Annotated in this window: 15 protein-coding genes; all 15 read left to right on the top strand. The window is 67.7% G+C overall.

The window, feature by feature from the left end; genetic code table 11:
* The first annotated feature begins 100 nt into the window (after window positions 1-100).
* Complete coding sequence (leuC, locus tag E5S69_RS28650) at window positions 101-1,510, top strand: 3-isopropylmalate dehydratase large subunit (RefSeq protein WP_171517824.1); 1,410 nt, start codon at window positions 101-103, stop codon at window positions 1,508-1,510.
* Between the two features lie 19 nt (window positions 1,511-1,529).
* Entirely contained in the window at window positions 1,530-2,180 is a 651-nt protein-coding gene (leuD, locus tag E5S69_RS28645; RefSeq protein WP_171517823.1) for a 3-isopropylmalate dehydratase small subunit, read from the top strand.
* 22 nt (window positions 2,181-2,202) lie between these two features.
* Window positions 2,203-3,270, top strand: coding sequence for a 3-isopropylmalate dehydrogenase (gene leuB, locus E5S69_RS28640; protein ID WP_171517822.1), 1,068 nt, complete (start codon window positions 2,203-2,205; stop codon window positions 3,268-3,270).
* 100 nt (window positions 3,271-3,370) lie between these two features.
* Window positions 3,371-3,502 carry a hypothetical protein gene (locus tag E5S69_RS32705; RefSeq protein WP_272871743.1) on the top strand — a complete coding sequence of 44 codons (132 nt, stop codon included), beginning with the start codon at window positions 3,371-3,373 and terminating at the stop codon, window positions 3,500-3,502.
* 90 nt (window positions 3,503-3,592) lie between these two features.
* On the top strand, window positions 3,593-4,729 hold the full coding sequence (asd, locus tag E5S69_RS28635; protein ID WP_171517821.1) for an aspartate-semialdehyde dehydrogenase: 1,137 nt from the start codon (window positions 3,593-3,595) through the stop codon (window positions 4,727-4,729).
* Window positions 4,730-5,015: 286 nt separating this feature from the next.
* Window positions 5,016-7,826 (top strand): FimV family protein, encoded by a 2,811-nt coding sequence (locus tag E5S69_RS28630; RefSeq protein ID WP_171517820.1) that lies wholly within the window; start codon window positions 5,016-5,018, stop codon window positions 7,824-7,826.
* A 124-nt stretch (window positions 7,827-7,950) separates the two neighbouring features.
* Window positions 7,951-8,769: a tRNA pseudouridine(38-40) synthase TruA gene (truA, locus tag E5S69_RS28625; RefSeq protein ID WP_171517819.1), complete on the top strand. Its 819-nt coding sequence runs from the start codon at window positions 7,951-7,953 to the stop codon at window positions 8,767-8,769.
* Window positions 8,756-9,478 (top strand): phosphoribosylanthranilate isomerase, encoded by a 723-nt coding sequence (locus E5S69_RS28620; RefSeq protein WP_171517818.1) that lies wholly within the window; start codon window positions 8,756-8,758, stop codon window positions 9,476-9,478. Before truA ends, E5S69_RS28620 begins: the two co-directional genes overlap by 14 nt.
* Window positions 9,479-9,601: 123 nt before the next feature.
* Window positions 9,602-10,795: a tryptophan synthase subunit beta gene (gene trpB, locus E5S69_RS28615; RefSeq protein ID WP_171517817.1), complete on the top strand. Its 1,194-nt coding sequence runs from the start codon at window positions 9,602-9,604 to the stop codon at window positions 10,793-10,795.
* A complete protein-coding gene (locus E5S69_RS28610; protein WP_171517816.1) occupies window positions 10,795-11,709 on the top strand; it encodes a DNA-methyltransferase in 915 nt (304 codons plus the stop codon). Before trpB ends, E5S69_RS28610 begins: the two co-directional genes overlap by 1 nt.
* Window position 11,710: 1 nt before the next feature.
* Complete coding sequence (gene trpA / locus E5S69_RS28605; RefSeq protein ID WP_171517815.1) at window positions 11,711-12,508, top strand: tryptophan synthase subunit alpha; 798 nt, start codon at window positions 11,711-11,713, stop codon at window positions 12,506-12,508.
* Window positions 12,509-12,689: 181 nt separating this feature from the next.
* Window positions 12,690-13,562 carry an acetyl-CoA carboxylase, carboxyltransferase subunit beta gene (accD, locus tag E5S69_RS28600; RefSeq protein WP_171517814.1) on the top strand — a complete coding sequence of 291 codons (873 nt, stop codon included), beginning with the start codon at window positions 12,690-12,692 and terminating at the stop codon, window positions 13,560-13,562.
* Between the two features lie 137 nt (window positions 13,563-13,699).
* Complete coding sequence (folC, locus tag E5S69_RS28595; protein WP_171517813.1) at window positions 13,700-15,010, top strand: bifunctional tetrahydrofolate synthase/dihydrofolate synthase; 1,311 nt, start codon at window positions 13,700-13,702, stop codon at window positions 15,008-15,010.
* Between the two features lie 107 nt (window positions 15,011-15,117).
* Window positions 15,118-15,858 carry an SPOR domain-containing protein gene (locus E5S69_RS28590; RefSeq protein WP_171517812.1) on the top strand — a complete coding sequence of 247 codons (741 nt, stop codon included), beginning with the start codon at window positions 15,118-15,120 and terminating at the stop codon, window positions 15,856-15,858.
* Window positions 15,859-15,899: 41 nt separating this feature from the next.
* Window positions 15,900-16,403: a CvpA family protein gene (locus E5S69_RS28585; protein WP_171517811.1), complete on the top strand. Its 504-nt coding sequence runs from the start codon at window positions 15,900-15,902 to the stop codon at window positions 16,401-16,403.
* Window positions 16,404-16,454 lie beyond the last annotated feature (51 nt).

The following is a 16,454-nucleotide window of genomic DNA, read 5'->3' as shown; positions in this document are numbered from 1 at the left end:
TCGCCCGCCGCGAACGAAGCGGACAAAACCCCTGCAAACTACTGCGCGGTCCCCGCAGGCCGGCCTGCCCAGGCACGGCCATCGGTCCCGCCATCGCATCATGGCCAAGACGCTCTACGACAAACTCTGGGATGACCACACCGTCCACGTCGAGGAAGACGGCACCACGCTGCTCTACATCGACCGCCACCTGCTGCATGAAGTGACCAGCCCGCAGGCGTTCGAGGGCCTGAAGCTGGCGCAGCGCCCGGTGTGGCGCATCAGCGCCAACCTGGCGGTGTCGGACCACAACGTGCCGACCACGGATCGCAGCCAGGGCATCGCCGATCCGGTGTCGAAGCTGCAGGTCGATACGCTGGATGCGAACTGCGACAGCTACGGCATCACCCAGTTCAAGATGAACGACCATCGCCAGGGCATCGTGCACGTGATCGGGCCGGAGCAGGGCGCGACGCTGCCGGGCATGACGGTGGTGTGCGGCGACTCGCATACCAGCACGCACGGCGCTTTCGGCGCGCTGGCGCACGGCATCGGCACCTCGGAAGTCGAGCACGTGCTGGCCACGCAGACGCTGCTGGGCAAGAAGGCCAAGAACATGCTGGTCAAGGTCGAAGGCAAGCTGCCGCGGGGCTGCACCGCCAAAGACATCGTGCTGGCCGTGATCGGCAAGATCGGTACCGCGGGCGGCACCGGCTACACCATCGAGTTCGCCGGCTCGGCCATCCGCGACCTGACCATGGAAGGCCGCATGACGGTCTGCAACATGGCCATCGAAGCCGGCGCGCGCGCCGGCCTGGTGGCGGTGGACGACGTCACGCTCGAATACGTCAAGGGCCGCCCGTACGCGCCGCAGGGCGTTGAATGGGAGCAGGCCGTGCGCTACTGGCGCACGCTGCATTCCGACGCCGGCGCGCACTTTGACCAGGTGGTCGAGCTGCGCGCGGAAGACGTACGCCCCCAGGTAACCTGGGGCACGTCGCCGGAAATGGTGATCAGCATCGAAGACCGCGTGCCGGATCCCGAGAAGGAAAAGGACCCCAACAAGCGCAACGCGATGGAGCGCGCGCTGGAATACATGGGCCTGCAGCCCAACGTGCCGGTCGAGAGCATCAATATCGACAAGGTCTTCATCGGCTCGTGCACCAACAGCCGCATCGAGGACATGCGCGCCGCCGCGTGGGTGGTGCAGAAGCTGGGCCGCAAGGTTGCCGCCAACGTGAAGCTGGCGATGGTGGTGCCGGGCTCGGGCCTGGTCAAGGAGCAGGCCGAGCGCGAAGGCCTGGACCAGATATTCAAGGCGGCTGGCTTTGAATGGCGCGAGCCGGGCTGCTCGATGTGCCTGGCGATGAATGCCGACCGCCTCGACGCCGGCGAGCGCTGCGCCTCGACCTCGAACCGCAACTTCGAAGGCCGCCAGGGCGCGGGCGGGCGCACCCACCTGGTGAGCCCGGCGATGGCCGCGGCCGCGGCCATCGAGGGCCATTTCGTCGATATCCGCAAGCTGGGCTGAACAAGCAAGGACAGAGCACATGGAAAAGTTCACCGTACACAGCGGCCTGGTCGCGCCGCTCGACCGCGAGAACGTCGATACCGACGCCATCATCCCGAAGCAGTTCCTGAAGTCGATCCAGCGCACCGGCTTCGGCCCCAACCTGTTCGACGAATGGCGCTACAAGGATGTCGGCCAGCCCGGCATGGACAACAGCAAGCGTCCGCTGAATCCGGACTTCGTGCTGAACCAGCCGCGCTACCAGGGCGCGTCGATCCTGCTGGCGCGCCGCAATTTCGGCTGCGGCAGCTCGCGCGAGCACGCGCCGTGGGCGCTGACGCAATACGGTTTCCGCGCCGTGATCGCGCCCAGCTTTGCCGACATCTTCTTCAACAACTGCTACAAGAACGGCCTGCTGCCGGTGGCGTTGAGCGAGCAGCAGGTCGACCACCTGTTCAACGAAACCAATGCGTTCAACGGCTACCAGCTCACCATCGACCTGGACAAGCAGGTCGTGATGACACCGTCGGGGCAGGGCTACGAGTTCGACATCGCCCCGTTCCGCAAGTACTGCATGCTGAATGGCTTCGACGATATCGGCCTGACCCTGCGCCACGCCGACAAGATCAAGGCCTATGAAGCCGAGCGCGTGGCGAAGATGCCGTGGCTGAACAACCGCCTGGTCGGATAAGGCTCAACGAGGAAAGACAACAATGAAGATCGCAGTCCTGCCGGGTGACGGCATCGGTCCCGAAATCGTTGCAGAGGCCGTCAAGGTCCTGAACGCGCTCGACGAGAAGTTCGAACTGGAAACCGCGTCGGTTGGCGGCGCCGGCTACGAGGCCGAGGGCCATCCGCTGCCGGAGAACACGCTGAAGCTGGCCAAGCAAGCCGATGCCATCCTGTTCGGCGCCGTCGGCGACTGGAAGTACGACAGCCTCGAGCGCGCGCTGCGCCCCGAGCAGGCCATCCTTGGCCTGCGCAAGCACCTGCAGCTGTTCGCCAACTTCCGTCCAGCGATCTGCTATCCGGAGCTGACCGGCGCCTCGAGCCTGAAGCCCGAGCTGGTGGCCGGCCTCGACATCCTGATCGTGCGCGAGCTGAACGGCGATATCTACTTCGGCCAGCCGCGCGGCCTGCGCGAAGCGCCGGACGGCCTGTTCCAGGGCGCGCGCGAAGCCTTCGACACCATGCGCTACAGCGAGCCGGAAATCCGCCGCATCGCCCATGTGGCGTTCCAGGCCGCGGCCAAGCGCGGCAAGAAGCTGTGCAGCGTCGACAAGGCCAATGTGCTCGAGACCTTCCAGTTCTGGAAGGACATCGTGATCGATGTCAGCAAGGAATATCCGGAAGTCGAGCTGTCGCACATGTATGTCGACAACGCGGCCATGCAGCTGGTCAAGGCGCCAAAGAGCTTCGACGTGATCGTCACCGGCAACATGTTCGGCGACATCCTGTCGGACGAGGCGGCGATGCTGACCGGCTCGATCGGCATGCTGCCGTCGGCGTCGCTGGATGCCAACAACAAGGGTTTGTACGAGCCGTCGCACGGCTCGGCGCCGGATATCGCCGGCAAGGGCGTGGCCAACCCGCTGGCCACCATCCTGTCGGCGGCGATGATGCTGCGCTACTCGCTGAACAAGGCCGAGCAGGCCGATCGCATCGAGAACGCCGTCAAGAAGGTGCTGGCCCAGGGCTACCGCACCGGCGACATCCTGACGCCGGGCTGCAAGCAGGTCGGCACGCGCGAGATGGGTGACGCGGTGCTGGCGGCACTGTAAGTCACATGCAAAAGGGGCATCGCAGACGCGGTGCCCTTGTTTCATTCGTCCCCTTGTTTCCACGCTGCGGCAGCGCCGCAAAATCGTGTAGACTCTGCCGATGGCCCGATTCTCCCAGTCCACCCTGACTGCTGTTGTCGCCCTGACCGCTACCCGCGGCCCGGTCGGCACGACTTCGCTCGGCCAGACCGCAACGACGATTAAAACCATTATTAAAACCGCGATCGCCTAGATCCGTTCGTCGTGCCTGCCCGTCTTCCCCGCGCAGCCACGCCGGGCGAGGAAAATGGCGGGGAAGTAAAAATCACATCCGAGGTAAATCATGATTGTAGGTCTCGTCGGTTGGCGGGGAATGGTCGGCAGCGTCCTGATGCAGCGCATGCAGGAAGAGCGTGATTTCGACCATATCGAGCCCGTCTTCTTCAGCACGTCCAACGCCGGCGGCAAGGCGCCCGCCATGGCGAAGAACGAAACCACGCTGAAGGATGCCAACGACATCGAGGCACTGAAGAAGTGCGACGTGGTGCTGACCGCCCAGGGCGGCGACTACACCAACGAGGTCTTCCCCAAGCTGCGCGCGGCGGGCTGGAAGGGCTACTGGATCGACGCGGCGTCGTCGCTGCGGATGAAGGACGATGCCATCATCGTGCTCGATCCGGTCAACCAGGGTGTGATCAAGGACGCGCTGTCCAAGGGCGTAAAGAACTTCATCGGCGGCAACTGCACGGTCAGCTGCATGCTGATGGGCCTGGGTGGCCTGTTCCAGGCCGACCTGATCGAGTGGATGACCTCGATGACGTACCAGGCGGCATCGGGCGGTGGCGCGCAGCACATGCGCGAACTGCTGACCCAGTTCGGCACGCTGAACGCGTCGGTGAAGCCGCTGCTGGACAACCCGGCGTCGGCCATCCTGGAAATCGACCGCCAGATCCTGGCGACCCAGCACGGCCTGTCGGCGGAAGAAACCAAGCAGTTCGGCGTGCCGCTGGCCGGCAACCTGATCCCCTGGATCGACAAGGACCTGGGCAACGGCCAGTCCAAGGAAGAGTGGAAGGGCGGCGCCGAGACCAACAAGATCCTGGGCCGCGGCGAGGGCTTCCTGGGCGCTACCGGCGCCACGCCGATCGCCGTCGACGGCCTGTGCGTGCGCATCGGCGCCATGCGCTGCCATTCGCAGGCGCTGACCATCAAGCTGCGCAAGGATGTGCCGCTCGACGAGATCGAAGGCATGCTGGCCGCCCACAACCCGTGGGCCAAGGTGGTGCCGAACACGCGTGAGGCCAGCATGACCGGCCTGACGCCCGCAGCCGTGACCGGCACGCTGACCATCCCGGTCGGCCGCCTGCGCAAGATGCAGATGGGCGGCGAGTACCTGTCGGCCTTCACGGTCGGCGACCAGCTGCTGTGGGGCGCGGCCGAGCCGCTGCGCCGCATGCTGCGTATCCTGATCGAGTCCTGATCGCGGGCTGCCCGCTGTTGCCTGATTGTGTTCGTTGCAGCCAGGCAACAGAATGTACCGCTTTGCTTACGACGCCGCGCCCATGCGCGGCGTTGTTGTATCCGGGCGCCTCTTTTTCCGGGCGATGCGTCACAATACGCCGGCATGCGCCCCGCGCCGGTAGGTGCCGGCAACTGCGCACGGGCTGGCAAAGGGACCGTTCAGAATGTCCCGCCAGCCGGGCAGACCTGGTTTATGGGGTCGGTTTGTCGATTCATATCGCTACTAAAACATAACGGAGCACAAGGTGAGTGTGAGCCAACATCGCCGGAAAGATGCGCCTACTGCCCGTCAGCGCTGGTCAACGCTGGCCGTCACGGCACTGGGCCTGCTGCTCGCGCAGCCGGCTGCGTATGCCGCGGGGTTCGGGCAATTGCGGGTTCAGTCGAATCTGGGGCAGCCGCTGCAGGCTGAAATCGACATCAGTGGGGTCACCGCCGAGGAGGCCGCGGCGCTCAGCGTCAAGCTGGCGCCACCTGCCGCCTATGCCGCGGCCGGCTTGACCTACCTGCCTGCGGTCGGCAGCCTGCGGCTGGAAGTGGAGCGCCGCGCCAACGGCAGTTACGTGGCACGAGTGCGTTCCAGCCAGCCCATCAGCGAGCCCTTCGTCGATATCCTGGTCGACATGAGCTGGGCCAGCGGCAAGGTCTCGCGCGCCTACACCTTCCTGCTCGATCCTGCCGGCGCTCGCCCTGCCAACCAGACTTTCTCGCCGGCACCGGTGGTGCAGGCGGCCACGCCCGATGCGCTCACCGCGCCGCCCGCACCGACGCAGCAAGCTGCGCCCGCGGCCGAGGCCGCGGCGGCCAGGCCCGCCGCACCGGCCCGACCCGCGCGCCAGAGCGCCAGGCGCGCCGCGGCGCCAGCCGCCGGCACGGACATGGCTCCCGGCGGCGGCTATGCCGTGCAGCGCGGCGACACGCTCTATGGCATTGCCGGCGAAGCCGTGCAGGGCCAGGAATCGGTGTCGCTGGACCAGATGCTGGTGGCGCTCTACCGCAACAACCCCAATGCCTTTATTGGCGGCAACATGAACCGGCTGCGCAGCGGCGCGGTGCTGCAGGTGCCGACCCAGCAGCAGGCGCAGGCCGTGACGCCCAGGGCCGCGCGCCGCGAAGTGGTGGCACGCACGCAGGGCTTCGATGCCTACCGCAGCCGGCTGGCCAGCGCCGCCGCGGCCCGGTCGGTCGAGCCCGACAGCGGCCGCCAGCAATCCGGCAACGTGACCGCCCGGGTGCAGGAGCAGGCGGCGCCAACCGACGGCCCGCGCGATGAACTGAAACTCAGCAAGGCCGCGCGTGGCGCGCAGGCCGACGCCGCGGCCAAGGCCGAAGCCGGGGTCGCGCGCGAGCGCCAGCTGAAGGAAGCCGAGGCCCGTCTGGCGCAGCTGGAAAAGAACGTCGGCGACATGCAGAAGCTGCTCGAGCTGAAGAACGCCGAGATCGCCAAGCTGAGCCAGGCCAACCAGGCCGCACTGGCCGACAAGGAAAAGGCGGATGCCGCCGCCAGGGCGGCTGCCGCGGCGCCGTCCGTGGTGCCGGCCCAGCCGCCGAAGGCCGATGCCGTGGCGGCGAACACCGCTGCGGCCGCGGCAACCGCGGCAGCGGTCGCGAATGCGGCGAGCGCGCCTGCCGTGCCAGTGGCCGGCGCCAGTGCCGCGGACGCCGTGGCGCCCGTGGCAGCGTCCGCCGTGGCCGCGGCGCCAGCCTCGCAGCCGGCCGCGGACGTGGCCGCCAACGCGAAACCGGGCGCCGCCTCGACCCCCGTCGCCAAGCCGGTGCCGGCAGTAGCGGCGCAGCCTGAGCCGGTGCCCGAACCGTCGTTCCTCGATGGCCTGCTGGCCAACCCCATGCTGCTGCCGGGCGCTGGCCTGGTGGTGGCCCTGCTGGGCGTGTATGCGCTCTATCGCCGCCGCCAGAAGCAGAAAGAGGGCGAGGCCACCGGCTTCGGCGACAGCATCCTGTCGCAGGAAAGCACGGTGATGGCCGGCGCCAATTCGCTATTCGGCACCGCCGGCGGCCAGAGCGTCGACACCTCGCAGCACAGCGTGTTCGGCGCCGACTTCCGCATCGGCAACAACACGCCGGAAGCCAACGAGGTCGACCCGATCGCCGAGGCCGAGGTCTATATCGCCTACGGACGCGATGTGCAGGCAGAGGAAATCCTGCGCGAAGCCCTGGAGAAACACCCGGAGCAGCAGCCGGTACGGCTCAAGCTCCTGGAGATTTACAGCAACAGACAGGATGTGGAAGGGTTCCGCGTGATTGCAGAAGAAATGTTCGCCCAGACCGGCGGACGCGGACCGGAATGGCTGAAGGCAGCGGAAATGGGGCGCACGCTGGAACCCGGCAATGCGCTGTTCCTGGTGGTGTCGCCCGACGCTGCCGGCCCCGAGACGGCATCGCCGGCCACCGACCAGTGGCGCACGCAGGATCCGTCGCACAATCCGGCCTCGATCGCGCGGCTGGAGCCGTCGCTGGGCGAGTTCGCGCTGCCGCTGGAGGCCTTCCCGGCGCCGGCCGCCGGCGACCCTATCGTCGCGCCGGCCTCGGCGGCCATGGCGTTCGGCACGCCGGAGCCTGGCGAGGCGGTACGTCTCGACATGGACCTGCCGGGCGCCGATCCGCTCGCCGACGACGTGCCGACGCTCGACACGCCCACCCGCGGCCGCCCGCTGGAATTCGACATCTCGGGACTGTCGCTGGACCTCGGCAGCGTCGCGCAAGGCGATGCCGGTGGCCGTGCCGCGCTGGACGAGGCGGAGGTGCCCCTGCCCGCCCCCACCATGCTGCGCGACGGCAAGCTGGCCGAGCCGATCGACCTGTCGCGGGTGGCGCCCGACACCGGCGGCGGCCTCGGCCAGAGCGTTTCCCCGAGCACGCTGTCGACCGAGGGCATGGACAGCGGCCGCGACATGCAGATCAAGCTGGACCTGGCCCGCGCCTATATCGAGATCGGCGACAAGGAGGGCGCGCGCGAACTGCTGCAGGAAGTGGTCGAGCAGTCGCAGGATCCGCTGCAGGCGGAAGCCCGCTCGCTGTTGCTCGAAGTGGCCTGAGCTATCATTGGCGGTCCGGCCGCGGCAGGCGCTGCCGTGGCTTGAAGCGATGCGCCGGAAGCGTCCCTTCCGGCGCATTTGCTTTTCCGGGCGCATTGCTTGTCGCCACGCCTTATCCCCTCACATGAACCGCATCGCACTTGGGCTGCACTATGACGGCGCCGCCTTTTCCGGATGGCAGTCGCAGCCGCACCGCAACACCGTGCAGGATCGCCTCGAAGACGCGATCGAGCGCTTTGCCGGCGTGCGCCTGCTGACCACCGTCGCCGGGCGCACCGATACCGGCGTGCACGCGCTGGGGCAGGTGATCCACCTGGATACCGAGCTCCAGCGCGAGCCATTTTCCTGGGTGCGTGGCGTCAATGCCTTCCTGCCCCCCTCGATCGCGCTGCAATGGGCCCTGCCGGTTGATCAAGGCTTCCATGCCCGCTTCCTGGCGTACGAGCGCATGTACTACTACGCGCTCTACACCGGTCCGCACCGGGTGCCGATGGTCCATGGGCGCGCCGGCTACCAGATGCTGCCGCCCGGGCAACGGCTCGACGTGGAGGCCATGCGCGCAGCCGCGGCGCACCTGATCGGCGAGCACGATTTTTCCGCGTTCCGCGCCGCCGAGTGCCAGGCCAAGTCGCCGGTCAAGACCATGTATGACGTCACCATCCGCGACGACGGCAACTGGGTGTTCCTGCGCTTCCGCGCCAGCGCCTTCCTGCATCACATGGTGCGCAACCTGATGGGCTGCCTGGTGGCGGTGGGGCGCGGTCGCTACCCGCCGCAGTGGCTGGCGCAAGTGCTGGCCGGGCGCGACCGCAAGCTGGCAGCGCCGACTTTCATGCCGGACGGCCTCTACCTGGTCGGGGTCAAGTATCCTGATGCTTACCCGATCCCAGCGGCCGATCCATCCGCGAGCCTGTTCCATGGAGTGTTCGATGACGCAGCCTGAGGGCAGTGCGGCGCACCTGCCGCAGCGCACCCGCATCAAGATCTGCGGCCTGACCCGCGAGGACGACGTGCGCGCCGCGGTCGATGCGGGCGCGGACGCGATCGGGCTGGTGTTCTACCCCAACAGTCCCCGCTACGTCGAGGTGGCGCAAGCCGCGGCGCTGGCCGAGGCCGCCGGGCCGTTCGTCGCGGTGACGGGCCTGTTCGTCAACGCCGAGCTGGAAGACATCGCCCACGTGGCCGAGCGTGTGCCGCTGACGCTGCTGCAGCTGCATGGCGACGAAACCCCGCAGTTCTGCATCCAGGCCGCGCAGCGCTGCCGGCTGCCGTTCCTGCGCGCCGCCCGTGTCCGACCCGGCCTTGATTTGATAGAATTCGCCGATCAATACCGTGATGCCGCTGCCTTGCTGCTCGATGCCTTCGTCGAAGGCTACGGTGGTGGCGGCCACGTCTTCGACTGGACCCTGATTCCTCCGGCATGGCTTCCGCCTACTCCCCCGGTACCAGCTACCGGCAACCCGAACGCAAGCGGCGCTCCTCGCATCGTTTTGAGTGGTGGGTTGAACGCGCAAAACGTCGCTGGCGCGATTGAACGCGTGCGCCCCTACGCCGTGGACGTCAGCAGCGGGGTAGAGGCCGCCAAGGGCGTGAAGGACCACGCCCGCATTGCCGAGTTCGTGCGCGCTGTCCGCAGCGCCAGCGCCGGATGAGCCGGGTCGAAGCCCGATCCCTTCCGCATACCGCGCCCGCCGCTCCTGAGCGGGCATCGCGCACCCAGTCAACCAGGCGAGCCTGCCGAGCGAGGCAAGGCCGCTGTTCCGAAGAGCCTAGACATGTACGACCTGCCCGATTCCCGTGGCCATTTCGGCCCCTATGGCGGCACCTTCGTTTCCGAGACGCTGGTCCACGCGCTCGATGAGCTGCGCGAGGCCTATGCGCACTCCCAGAAGGACCCGCAGTTCGACGCCGAATTCCGCCGCGAACTGAAGCACTTCGTCGGCCGCCCGTCGCCGATCTACCACGCGCAGCGCTGGAGCGAGACGCTCGGCGGCGCGCAGATCTACTTCAAGCGCGAAGACCTGAACCACACCGGCGCGCACAAGATCAACAACGTGATCGGCCAGGCGCTGCTGGCCAGGCGCATGGGCAAGCCGCGCGTGATCGCCGAGACCGGGGCAGGGCAGCACGGCGTGGCCACGGCCACCATCGCCGCCCGCTTCGGCATGGAGTGCGTGGTCTACATGGGGGCCGAGGACGTCAAGCGGCAGGCCGCCAACGTCTACCGCATGAAGCTGCTTGGCGCCACCGTGGTGCCGGTGGAAAGCGGCTCGCGCACCCTCAAGGACGCGCTCAACGAAGCCATGCGCGACTGGGTCACCAATGTCGAGAACACCTTCTACATCATCGGCACCGTGGCCGGCCCGCATCCGTACCCGATGATGGTGCGCGACTTCCAGTGCGTGATCGGCGAGGAAGCCAAGGTGCAGATGCCGGAAATGACCGGGCGCCAGCCGGATGCCGTGATCGCCTGCGTCGGCGGCGGCTCCAATGCCATGGGCATCTTCTACCCGTATATCGAGCACCAGGACGTGCAGCTGATCGGCGTGGAAGCCGCCGGCGATGGCCTCGACACCGGCCGCCACGCGGCCTCGCTGACCGGCGGCACGCCGGGCGTGCTGCATGGCAACCGCACCTACCTGCTGCAGGACGACAACGGCCAGATCATCGAGACCCATTCGGTGTCGGCCGGCCTGGACTACCCCGGCGTCGGCCCCGAGCATGCCTGGCTCAAGGACAGCGGCCGCGCGCAGTACGTGCCGGTCACGGATGAAGAAGCGCTCAAGGCCTTCCACGACTGCTGCCGCATCGAGGGCATCATCCCGGCGCTGGAATCGAGCCACGCCATCGCCTATGCCTGCAAGCTGGCGCCGACGCTGCCCAAGGACAAGCTCCTGCTGGTGAACCTGTCCGGCCGCGGCGACAAGGACATGCACACCGTGGCCGAGCGCGCGGGGCTCAAGCTCTGATGCGCGCGCTGCCTCCGACCGGACTTGCCGTGGGCGGCGCGGGCGCGCCGGATGTTGCCGGGGCGCCCGATTCCGCCCCGCTGCGCCTGTTCCAGGAAGACATGTTCGAGGGCATTGCTCGCCTGCCGGACGGCTCGGTCGACCTGATCGTCGCCGATCCGCCTTACGGGCTGGGCAAGGACTACGGCAATGATTCCGACCTGCTGTCGGGCCAGGCCTACCTGGACTGGTCCGAGCGCTGGATGGACGCCGTGGTGCCCAAGCTCGCGCCCAAGGGCACGCTCTACCTGTTCTGCACGTGGCAGTACTCGCCGGAACTGTTCGTCATGCTGAAGCGGCGCCTGACCATGATCAACGAGATCATCTGGGACCGCCGCGTGCCCAGCATGGGTGGCACCACGCGCAAGTTCTCGTCGGTGCACGACAACATCGGCTTCTTTGCCAGGGCGCGCGACTACTACTTCGATCTCGACCCGGTGCGCATCCCGTACGACCCCGAGACCAAGAAGGCGCGCAGCCGGCCGCGTTTCGAAGGCAAGAAGTGGCTGGAGGTGGGCTACAACCCGAAGGACCTGTGGAGCGTCTCGCGCATTCACCGCCAGGACCCGGAGCGCGCCAACCATCCGACGCAGAAGCCGCTGGAGATTGTCGAGCGCATGGTGCTGTCGAGCTGCCCGCCGGGCGGCCTGGTGCTGGATCCGTTCGCCGGCAGCGGCACCACCGCGGTGGCCTGCCTGCGCCACGGCCGGCGCTTTGTCGGCTACGAGATCAACCCGGAGTACGTGCAGGTGGCGTGCGGGCGCGTGGCCGCGGCTGCGCAAGCCATGCCCGCGATCGAGCCCGCCGCCGCCCCAACCCTGGCCGCCGCCAACGACGATGTCTCGCCGGCGCCGCGGCCTCACCTGATTCCTTGATATGTCCCGTATCCAGAAGACGTTCGCGGCGCTGGCCGCGCAGCAGAAGAAGGGCCTGATCCCGTTCATCACCGCCGGCGATCCCGAGCCCGGCCTGACCGTGGCGCTGATGCACGCGCTGGTGGCGGGCGGCGCCGACGTGATCGAGCTGGGCGTGCCGTTCTCCGACCCGATGGCCGACGGCCCGGTGATCCAGCGCGCTTCCGAGCGCGCGCTGGCGCAGGGCGTGTCGCTCACGCAGGTGCTGCAGTGGGTGCGCGAGTTCCGCCAGACCAATGCCGACACCCCGGTGGTGCTGATGGGCTATGCCAATCCGATCGAGCGCATGGGGGAAGAGGCCTTTGCCAAGGCCGCCAGCGCGGCCGGCGTGGATGGCGTGCTGGTGGTCGACTACCCGCCCGAGGAGTGCGAGTCGTTCGCCGGGCTGATGCGCGACCACGGCATGGACCCGATTTTCCTGCTGGCGCCGACCTCGACCGATGCCCGCATCGAGGCGGTTGCGCGCGTGGCCAGCGGCTACCTGTACTACGTTTCGCTCAAAGGCGTGACCGGCTCGGCCGCGATCGACCTCGACAGCGTGGCGGCGCGCCTGCCGCTGATCAAGCAGCACGCCAACCTGCCGGTAGGGGTAGGGTTCGGCATCCGCGACGCGCAGACCGCGCGCGCGATCGGCAGCGTGGCCGATGCCGTGGTCATCGGCAGCCGCCTGGTGCAGTTGCTGGAAGATACCCCGCGCGACCGGGCGGTGCCGGCGCTGCAGGCGTTCATCGCCGAAATCCGGCAGGCGCTGGATAGCTGAAGTGATCCATTGTCGGTCTCGGGACGCGCGGAAGGTGCATTGTTGTGCGCAATTCGTGCGTTGCGCTTCGAGCTGGCCGGGCCGGCATGGTAAATTCGCGGGTTGATTCCCTGCCTTCCGCCAACCGGCGCCCCGACCACGGGCCTGCCCGGCGGACCGCAGTCATCCGAAAGGAGCTTTCATGAGCTGGTTGGATAAACTCCTGCCCCCCAAGATTCAACAGACCGACCCCAGCACCCGCAAGGGTATCCCTGAGGGTTTGTGGGTCAAGTGCCCGTCGTGCGAGTCCACCCTGTACCGGACCGACGTCGAGGCCAACCTGCACGTCTGCCCCAAGTGCGACCACCATATGCGCATCCGCGCACGCGCACGGCTGGACGCGCTGCTGGACGCCGAAGGCCGCTATGAGATCGGCCAGGAGATCGTGCCGGTCGACGCGCTCAAGTTCAAGGATTCCAAGAAGTACCCGGACCGCATCAAGGCCGCCATGGAAGACACCGGCGAAACCGATGCCATGGTGGTGATGGGCGGTGCCATCCACACCATCCCGGTGGTGGCGAGCTGCTTCGAGTTCGAGTTCATGGGCGGCTCGATGGGCTCGGTGGTGGGCGAGCGCTTCGTGCGCGGCGCGCAGGCCGCGCTGGAGCAGAAGGTGCCGTTCATCTGCTTTACCGCCACCGGCGGCGCGCGCATGCAGGAAAGCCTGCTGTCGCTGCTGCAGATGGCCAAGACCACGGCGATGCTGAACCAGCTGAGCGCAAGCAAGCTGCCCTTCATCAGCGTGCTGACCGACCCGACCATGGGCGGCGTGTCGGCCTCGTTCGCCTTCCTCGGCGACGTGGTGATTGCCGAGCCCAAGGCGCTGATCGGCTTTGCCGGTCCGCGCGTGATCGAGCAGACCGTGCGCGAGAAGCTGCCGGAAGGCTTCCAGCGCTCGGAATTCCTGCTGACCAAGGGCGCCATCGACATGATCGTCGACCGCCGCAAGATGCGCGCTGAACTGGCGCAGCTGCTGGCGCTGCTGCAGAAGCAGCCCGCCGACGCGGTGGCATAACGCCGCAACGATCGCGGTACCGAAGGCGCGGGTGGTTGACGCGCCTTTCGCCTTTTCTGGACGCCCGCGGCGACGGCCCTTGACTTTGCCCCCGCCTGCCCGAATCTGGTAGCAAACGCTTTCCTCGCACACCCGAAATGCCTGTCTTCCACACGCTCCCCGAATGGCTTGCCCATCTCGAAACCGCCCACCCCGTGGGCATCGACATGGGCCTGGCGCGTATCACGCGCGTAAAGGAGGCCCTCGGGCTGCGCATCGACGCCGTGGTGTTCACGGTGGGCGGCACCAACGGCAAGGGCTCGACCTGCGCCATGCTGGAGCGCATCCTGCTGGAGGCCGGCTACAAGGTGGGCTGCCATACCTCGCCGCACCTGATTTCGTTCAACGAGCGCGCCCGCATCAATGGCGAGATCGCCACCGATGCGCAGCTGCTGCCGCATTTCGAGGCGGTCGAGCGCGCCCGCACCAGCTTTGCCGACCCGATCAGCCTGACCTATTTCGAGTTCACCACGCTGGCCATCCTGCACGCCTTCGCCGCGGCAGGGCTCGACGCGATGATCCTCGAGGTGGGCCTCGGCGGGCGGCTCGACGCCGTCAACGTGATTGATACCGATTGCGCGATCATCACCAGCGTCGATATCGACCATACCCAGTACCTGGGCCACACCCGCGAGGAAATCGGCTTCGAGAAGGCCGGCATCTTCCGTCCGGGCGTGCCGGCGATCTGCGGCGACCCGGTGCCGCCCAAGTCGCTCGTGGCGCACGCCGAAGCGGTCGGCGCCGAATTGTGGCTGGTGGGCCGCGACTACCATTTCCAGGCCGCCAAGGGCCAGGAGCGCCAGCAATGGGACTGGAGCGGCGGCGGGCGCAAGCTCAACGGCCTAGGTTATCCGGCCCTGCGCGGCGCCAACCAGCTGCTCAACGCGGCAGCCGCGCTGGCCGCGCTGCAGGCGCTGCGCGAACGGCTGCCGGTGAGCGCGCAGGAAGTCCGCAACGGCCTGGCCTTCGTCGAGCTGCCGGGCCGGTTCCAGGTGCTGCCGGGTCGTCCGGCCGTGATCCTCGACGTGGCGCACAATCCGCATGCGGCCGCCACGCTCGGGCAGAACCTGGAGAACATGGGCTTCTTCCGCTACACCTATGCGGTGTTCGGCGCGATGCAGGACAAGGATATTGCCGGCGTGCTGCAGCATGTGGCCGACAAGGTCGACCACTGGTGCCTGTGCGACCTGCCGACCGAACGCGCCGCCAGCGCCGCGGACCTGCTGGCCAAGCTCGAAGCGGGCGGATTCCGCCCCGGCCCGGATGCCACCGCGGCCTGCTTTTCCAGCCCCGAGGCGGCATTCCGCGACGCCATCGAGCGAGCCACCGAGAATGATAGAATTCTGGTCTTCGGATCGTTCTATACCGTCGCCGGCGTGATGGCCTACCGTGCCACGCAGGCTAACTGAAGCGGGCGTCGCGGCGCGCGCTGACCTGGCAACCCCGGCGGCCTTGGCCGATCACTGAGCGGCAAACGCAACGAGCGGCCCACCGGGCCGTATCACCGAACCAATCTATGGGCCTGCTTTCGCTGTTTTCTTCCCGCAAGGGCACCGACCCGGCACCCGAGCGTGCGCGGCGCCAGCGCACCGACCCGGGTGCAGGCATCGCCGCGTCGCGCCGCCTGGCCGACGAGTATGCCGACGACACGCTAGACCCTGAATTCCCGCAGAAGCAGCGCGCGCGCCGCCGGCTGATCGGCGCCGTGGTGCTGATGGTGGCCGCCGTGATCGTGCTGCCGATCGTGTTCGAGACCAAGCCGCGGCCGGTGTCGGACGATGTCTCGGTCAAGGTCGCCAACGGCGTCACCGGCACGCAGAAGCCGCGCGTCGAGCCGCGCAAGGCGGATCCGCTGCCGCCCGCGCCGGCCGCGCGCAACGATGCCGCGGCGCTCGATGCCGGCGAGGAAATCGTCAATCCCGTCAATACGCCCAAGGCCGCGGCGGCTGCCGCGGAAAAACCCGCGCAGCGGACCGAGACAAGGGCCGAAGCGAAACCTGAAGCCAAGGCCGAAGCCAAGTCCGGCAGCGGCAAGTACCTGATCCTGATCGGCGCGTTTTCTTCCGAAGAGCGCGCCCGCGGCTGGCTGGCCAAGCTCAAGGCGAGCAAGGTGCCTGCTTATGTCGAAAAGAAAGTGCTGGCCGATGGCGAGCGCATCCTGCTGCGCGCCGGGCCCTTCAGCGACCGCGATGCCGCCGACGCCGCCGACAAGCGCGTGCGGGCAGTGGGGCTGACCTCGAAGGTCGTGGAACAGTAAAGGCAGCCACGGCCGGTGCGTGTGCCCGGCCGCCAGCAACGATGCAGCCGACTTTCTTCGACTATGCCGTGGTCTTCATACTGCTGGCTTCGGGCCTGCTGGGCGTGTTGCGCGGGCTGGTGCGCGAGGTGCTGTCGCTGATCGGCTGGGTGGTGGCGTTCTGGGTGGCGTTCCGCTACGGCGCGGTGGCGGCCGCCTGGATGCCCGAATCCTTGCCGGGCGGCGAGCTAGCTCGCCATGCGCTGGGCTTCGTGGTGCTGCTGATCGGCACCGTGCTGGGGGCGTCGCTGGCCGGCATGGTGGTTGGGCAATTGCTCGAGACCACCGGGCTCAAGCCCGCCGACCGCGGCCTCGGGCTGGTGTTCGGCCTGCTGCGCGGCGTGCTGCTGGTGATGGTGATGGTGACGCTGGCCAGCCTGACGAAATTGCCGGAAGAACCGTTCTGGCGCGATGCGGTGAGCCGTCCGTATGTGATGCAAGCCATGGAATCGGTGAAGCCCTGGCTGCCACCGGAACTGGCAAAGTACGTGAAGACATCAACGTGAAGACATAGGGCCGGGCACGTTGCGCGGCTGGTAGTAACGCAGGCCTTGGGG

The sequence above is a fragment of the Cupriavidus necator genome (genome assembly GCF_013141915.1).
GTDB classification, from domain to species: domain Bacteria; phylum Pseudomonadota; class Gammaproteobacteria; order Burkholderiales; family Burkholderiaceae; genus Cupriavidus; species Cupriavidus necator_B.
The sequence above is the reverse complement of the archived record's forward strand: the minus strand, read 5'-3'. Positions and strand labels throughout refer to the sequence as shown.

Excerpts from the sequence above, each read along its gene's own strand:
- folC (WP_171517813.1), top strand. The coding sequence starts at position 13,700 with ATGCCTGTCTTCCACACGCTCCCCGAATGGCTTGCCCATCTCGAAACC.
- E5S69_RS28620 (WP_171517818.1), top strand. The coding sequence starts at position 8,756 with ATGACGCAGCCTGAGGGCAGTGCGGCGCACCTGCCGCAGCGCACCCGC.
- leuC (WP_171517824.1), top strand. The coding sequence starts at position 101 with ATGGCCAAGACGCTCTACGACAAACTCTGGGATGACCACACCGTCCAC.
- truA (WP_171517819.1), top strand. The coding sequence starts at position 7,951 with ATGAACCGCATCGCACTTGGGCTGCACTATGACGGCGCCGCCTTTTCC.
- leuD (WP_171517823.1), top strand. The coding sequence starts at position 1,530 with ATGGAAAAGTTCACCGTACACAGCGGCCTGGTCGCGCCGCTCGACCGC.
- trpB (WP_171517817.1), top strand. The coding sequence starts at position 9,602 with ATGTACGACCTGCCCGATTCCCGTGGCCATTTCGGCCCCTATGGCGGC.
- trpA (WP_171517815.1), top strand. The coding sequence starts at position 11,711 with ATGTCCCGTATCCAGAAGACGTTCGCGGCGCTGGCCGCGCAGCAGAAG.
- leuB (WP_171517822.1), top strand. The coding sequence starts at position 2,203 with ATGAAGATCGCAGTCCTGCCGGGTGACGGCATCGGTCCCGAAATCGTT.
- accD (WP_171517814.1), top strand. The coding sequence starts at position 12,690 with ATGAGCTGGTTGGATAAACTCCTGCCCCCCAAGATTCAACAGACCGAC.
- asd (WP_171517821.1), top strand. The coding sequence starts at position 3,593 with ATGATTGTAGGTCTCGTCGGTTGGCGGGGAATGGTCGGCAGCGTCCTG.
- E5S69_RS28585 (WP_171517811.1), top strand. The coding sequence starts at position 15,900 with ATGCAGCCGACTTTCTTCGACTATGCCGTGGTCTTCATACTGCTGGCT.
- E5S69_RS32705 (WP_272871743.1), top strand. The coding sequence starts at position 3,371 with ATGGCCCGATTCTCCCAGTCCACCCTGACTGCTGTTGTCGCCCTGACC.
- E5S69_RS28610 (WP_171517816.1), top strand. The coding sequence starts at position 10,795 with ATGCGCGCGCTGCCTCCGACCGGACTTGCCGTGGGCGGCGCGGGCGCG.
- E5S69_RS28590 (WP_171517812.1), top strand. The coding sequence starts at position 15,118 with ATGGGCCTGCTTTCGCTGTTTTCTTCCCGCAAGGGCACCGACCCGGCA.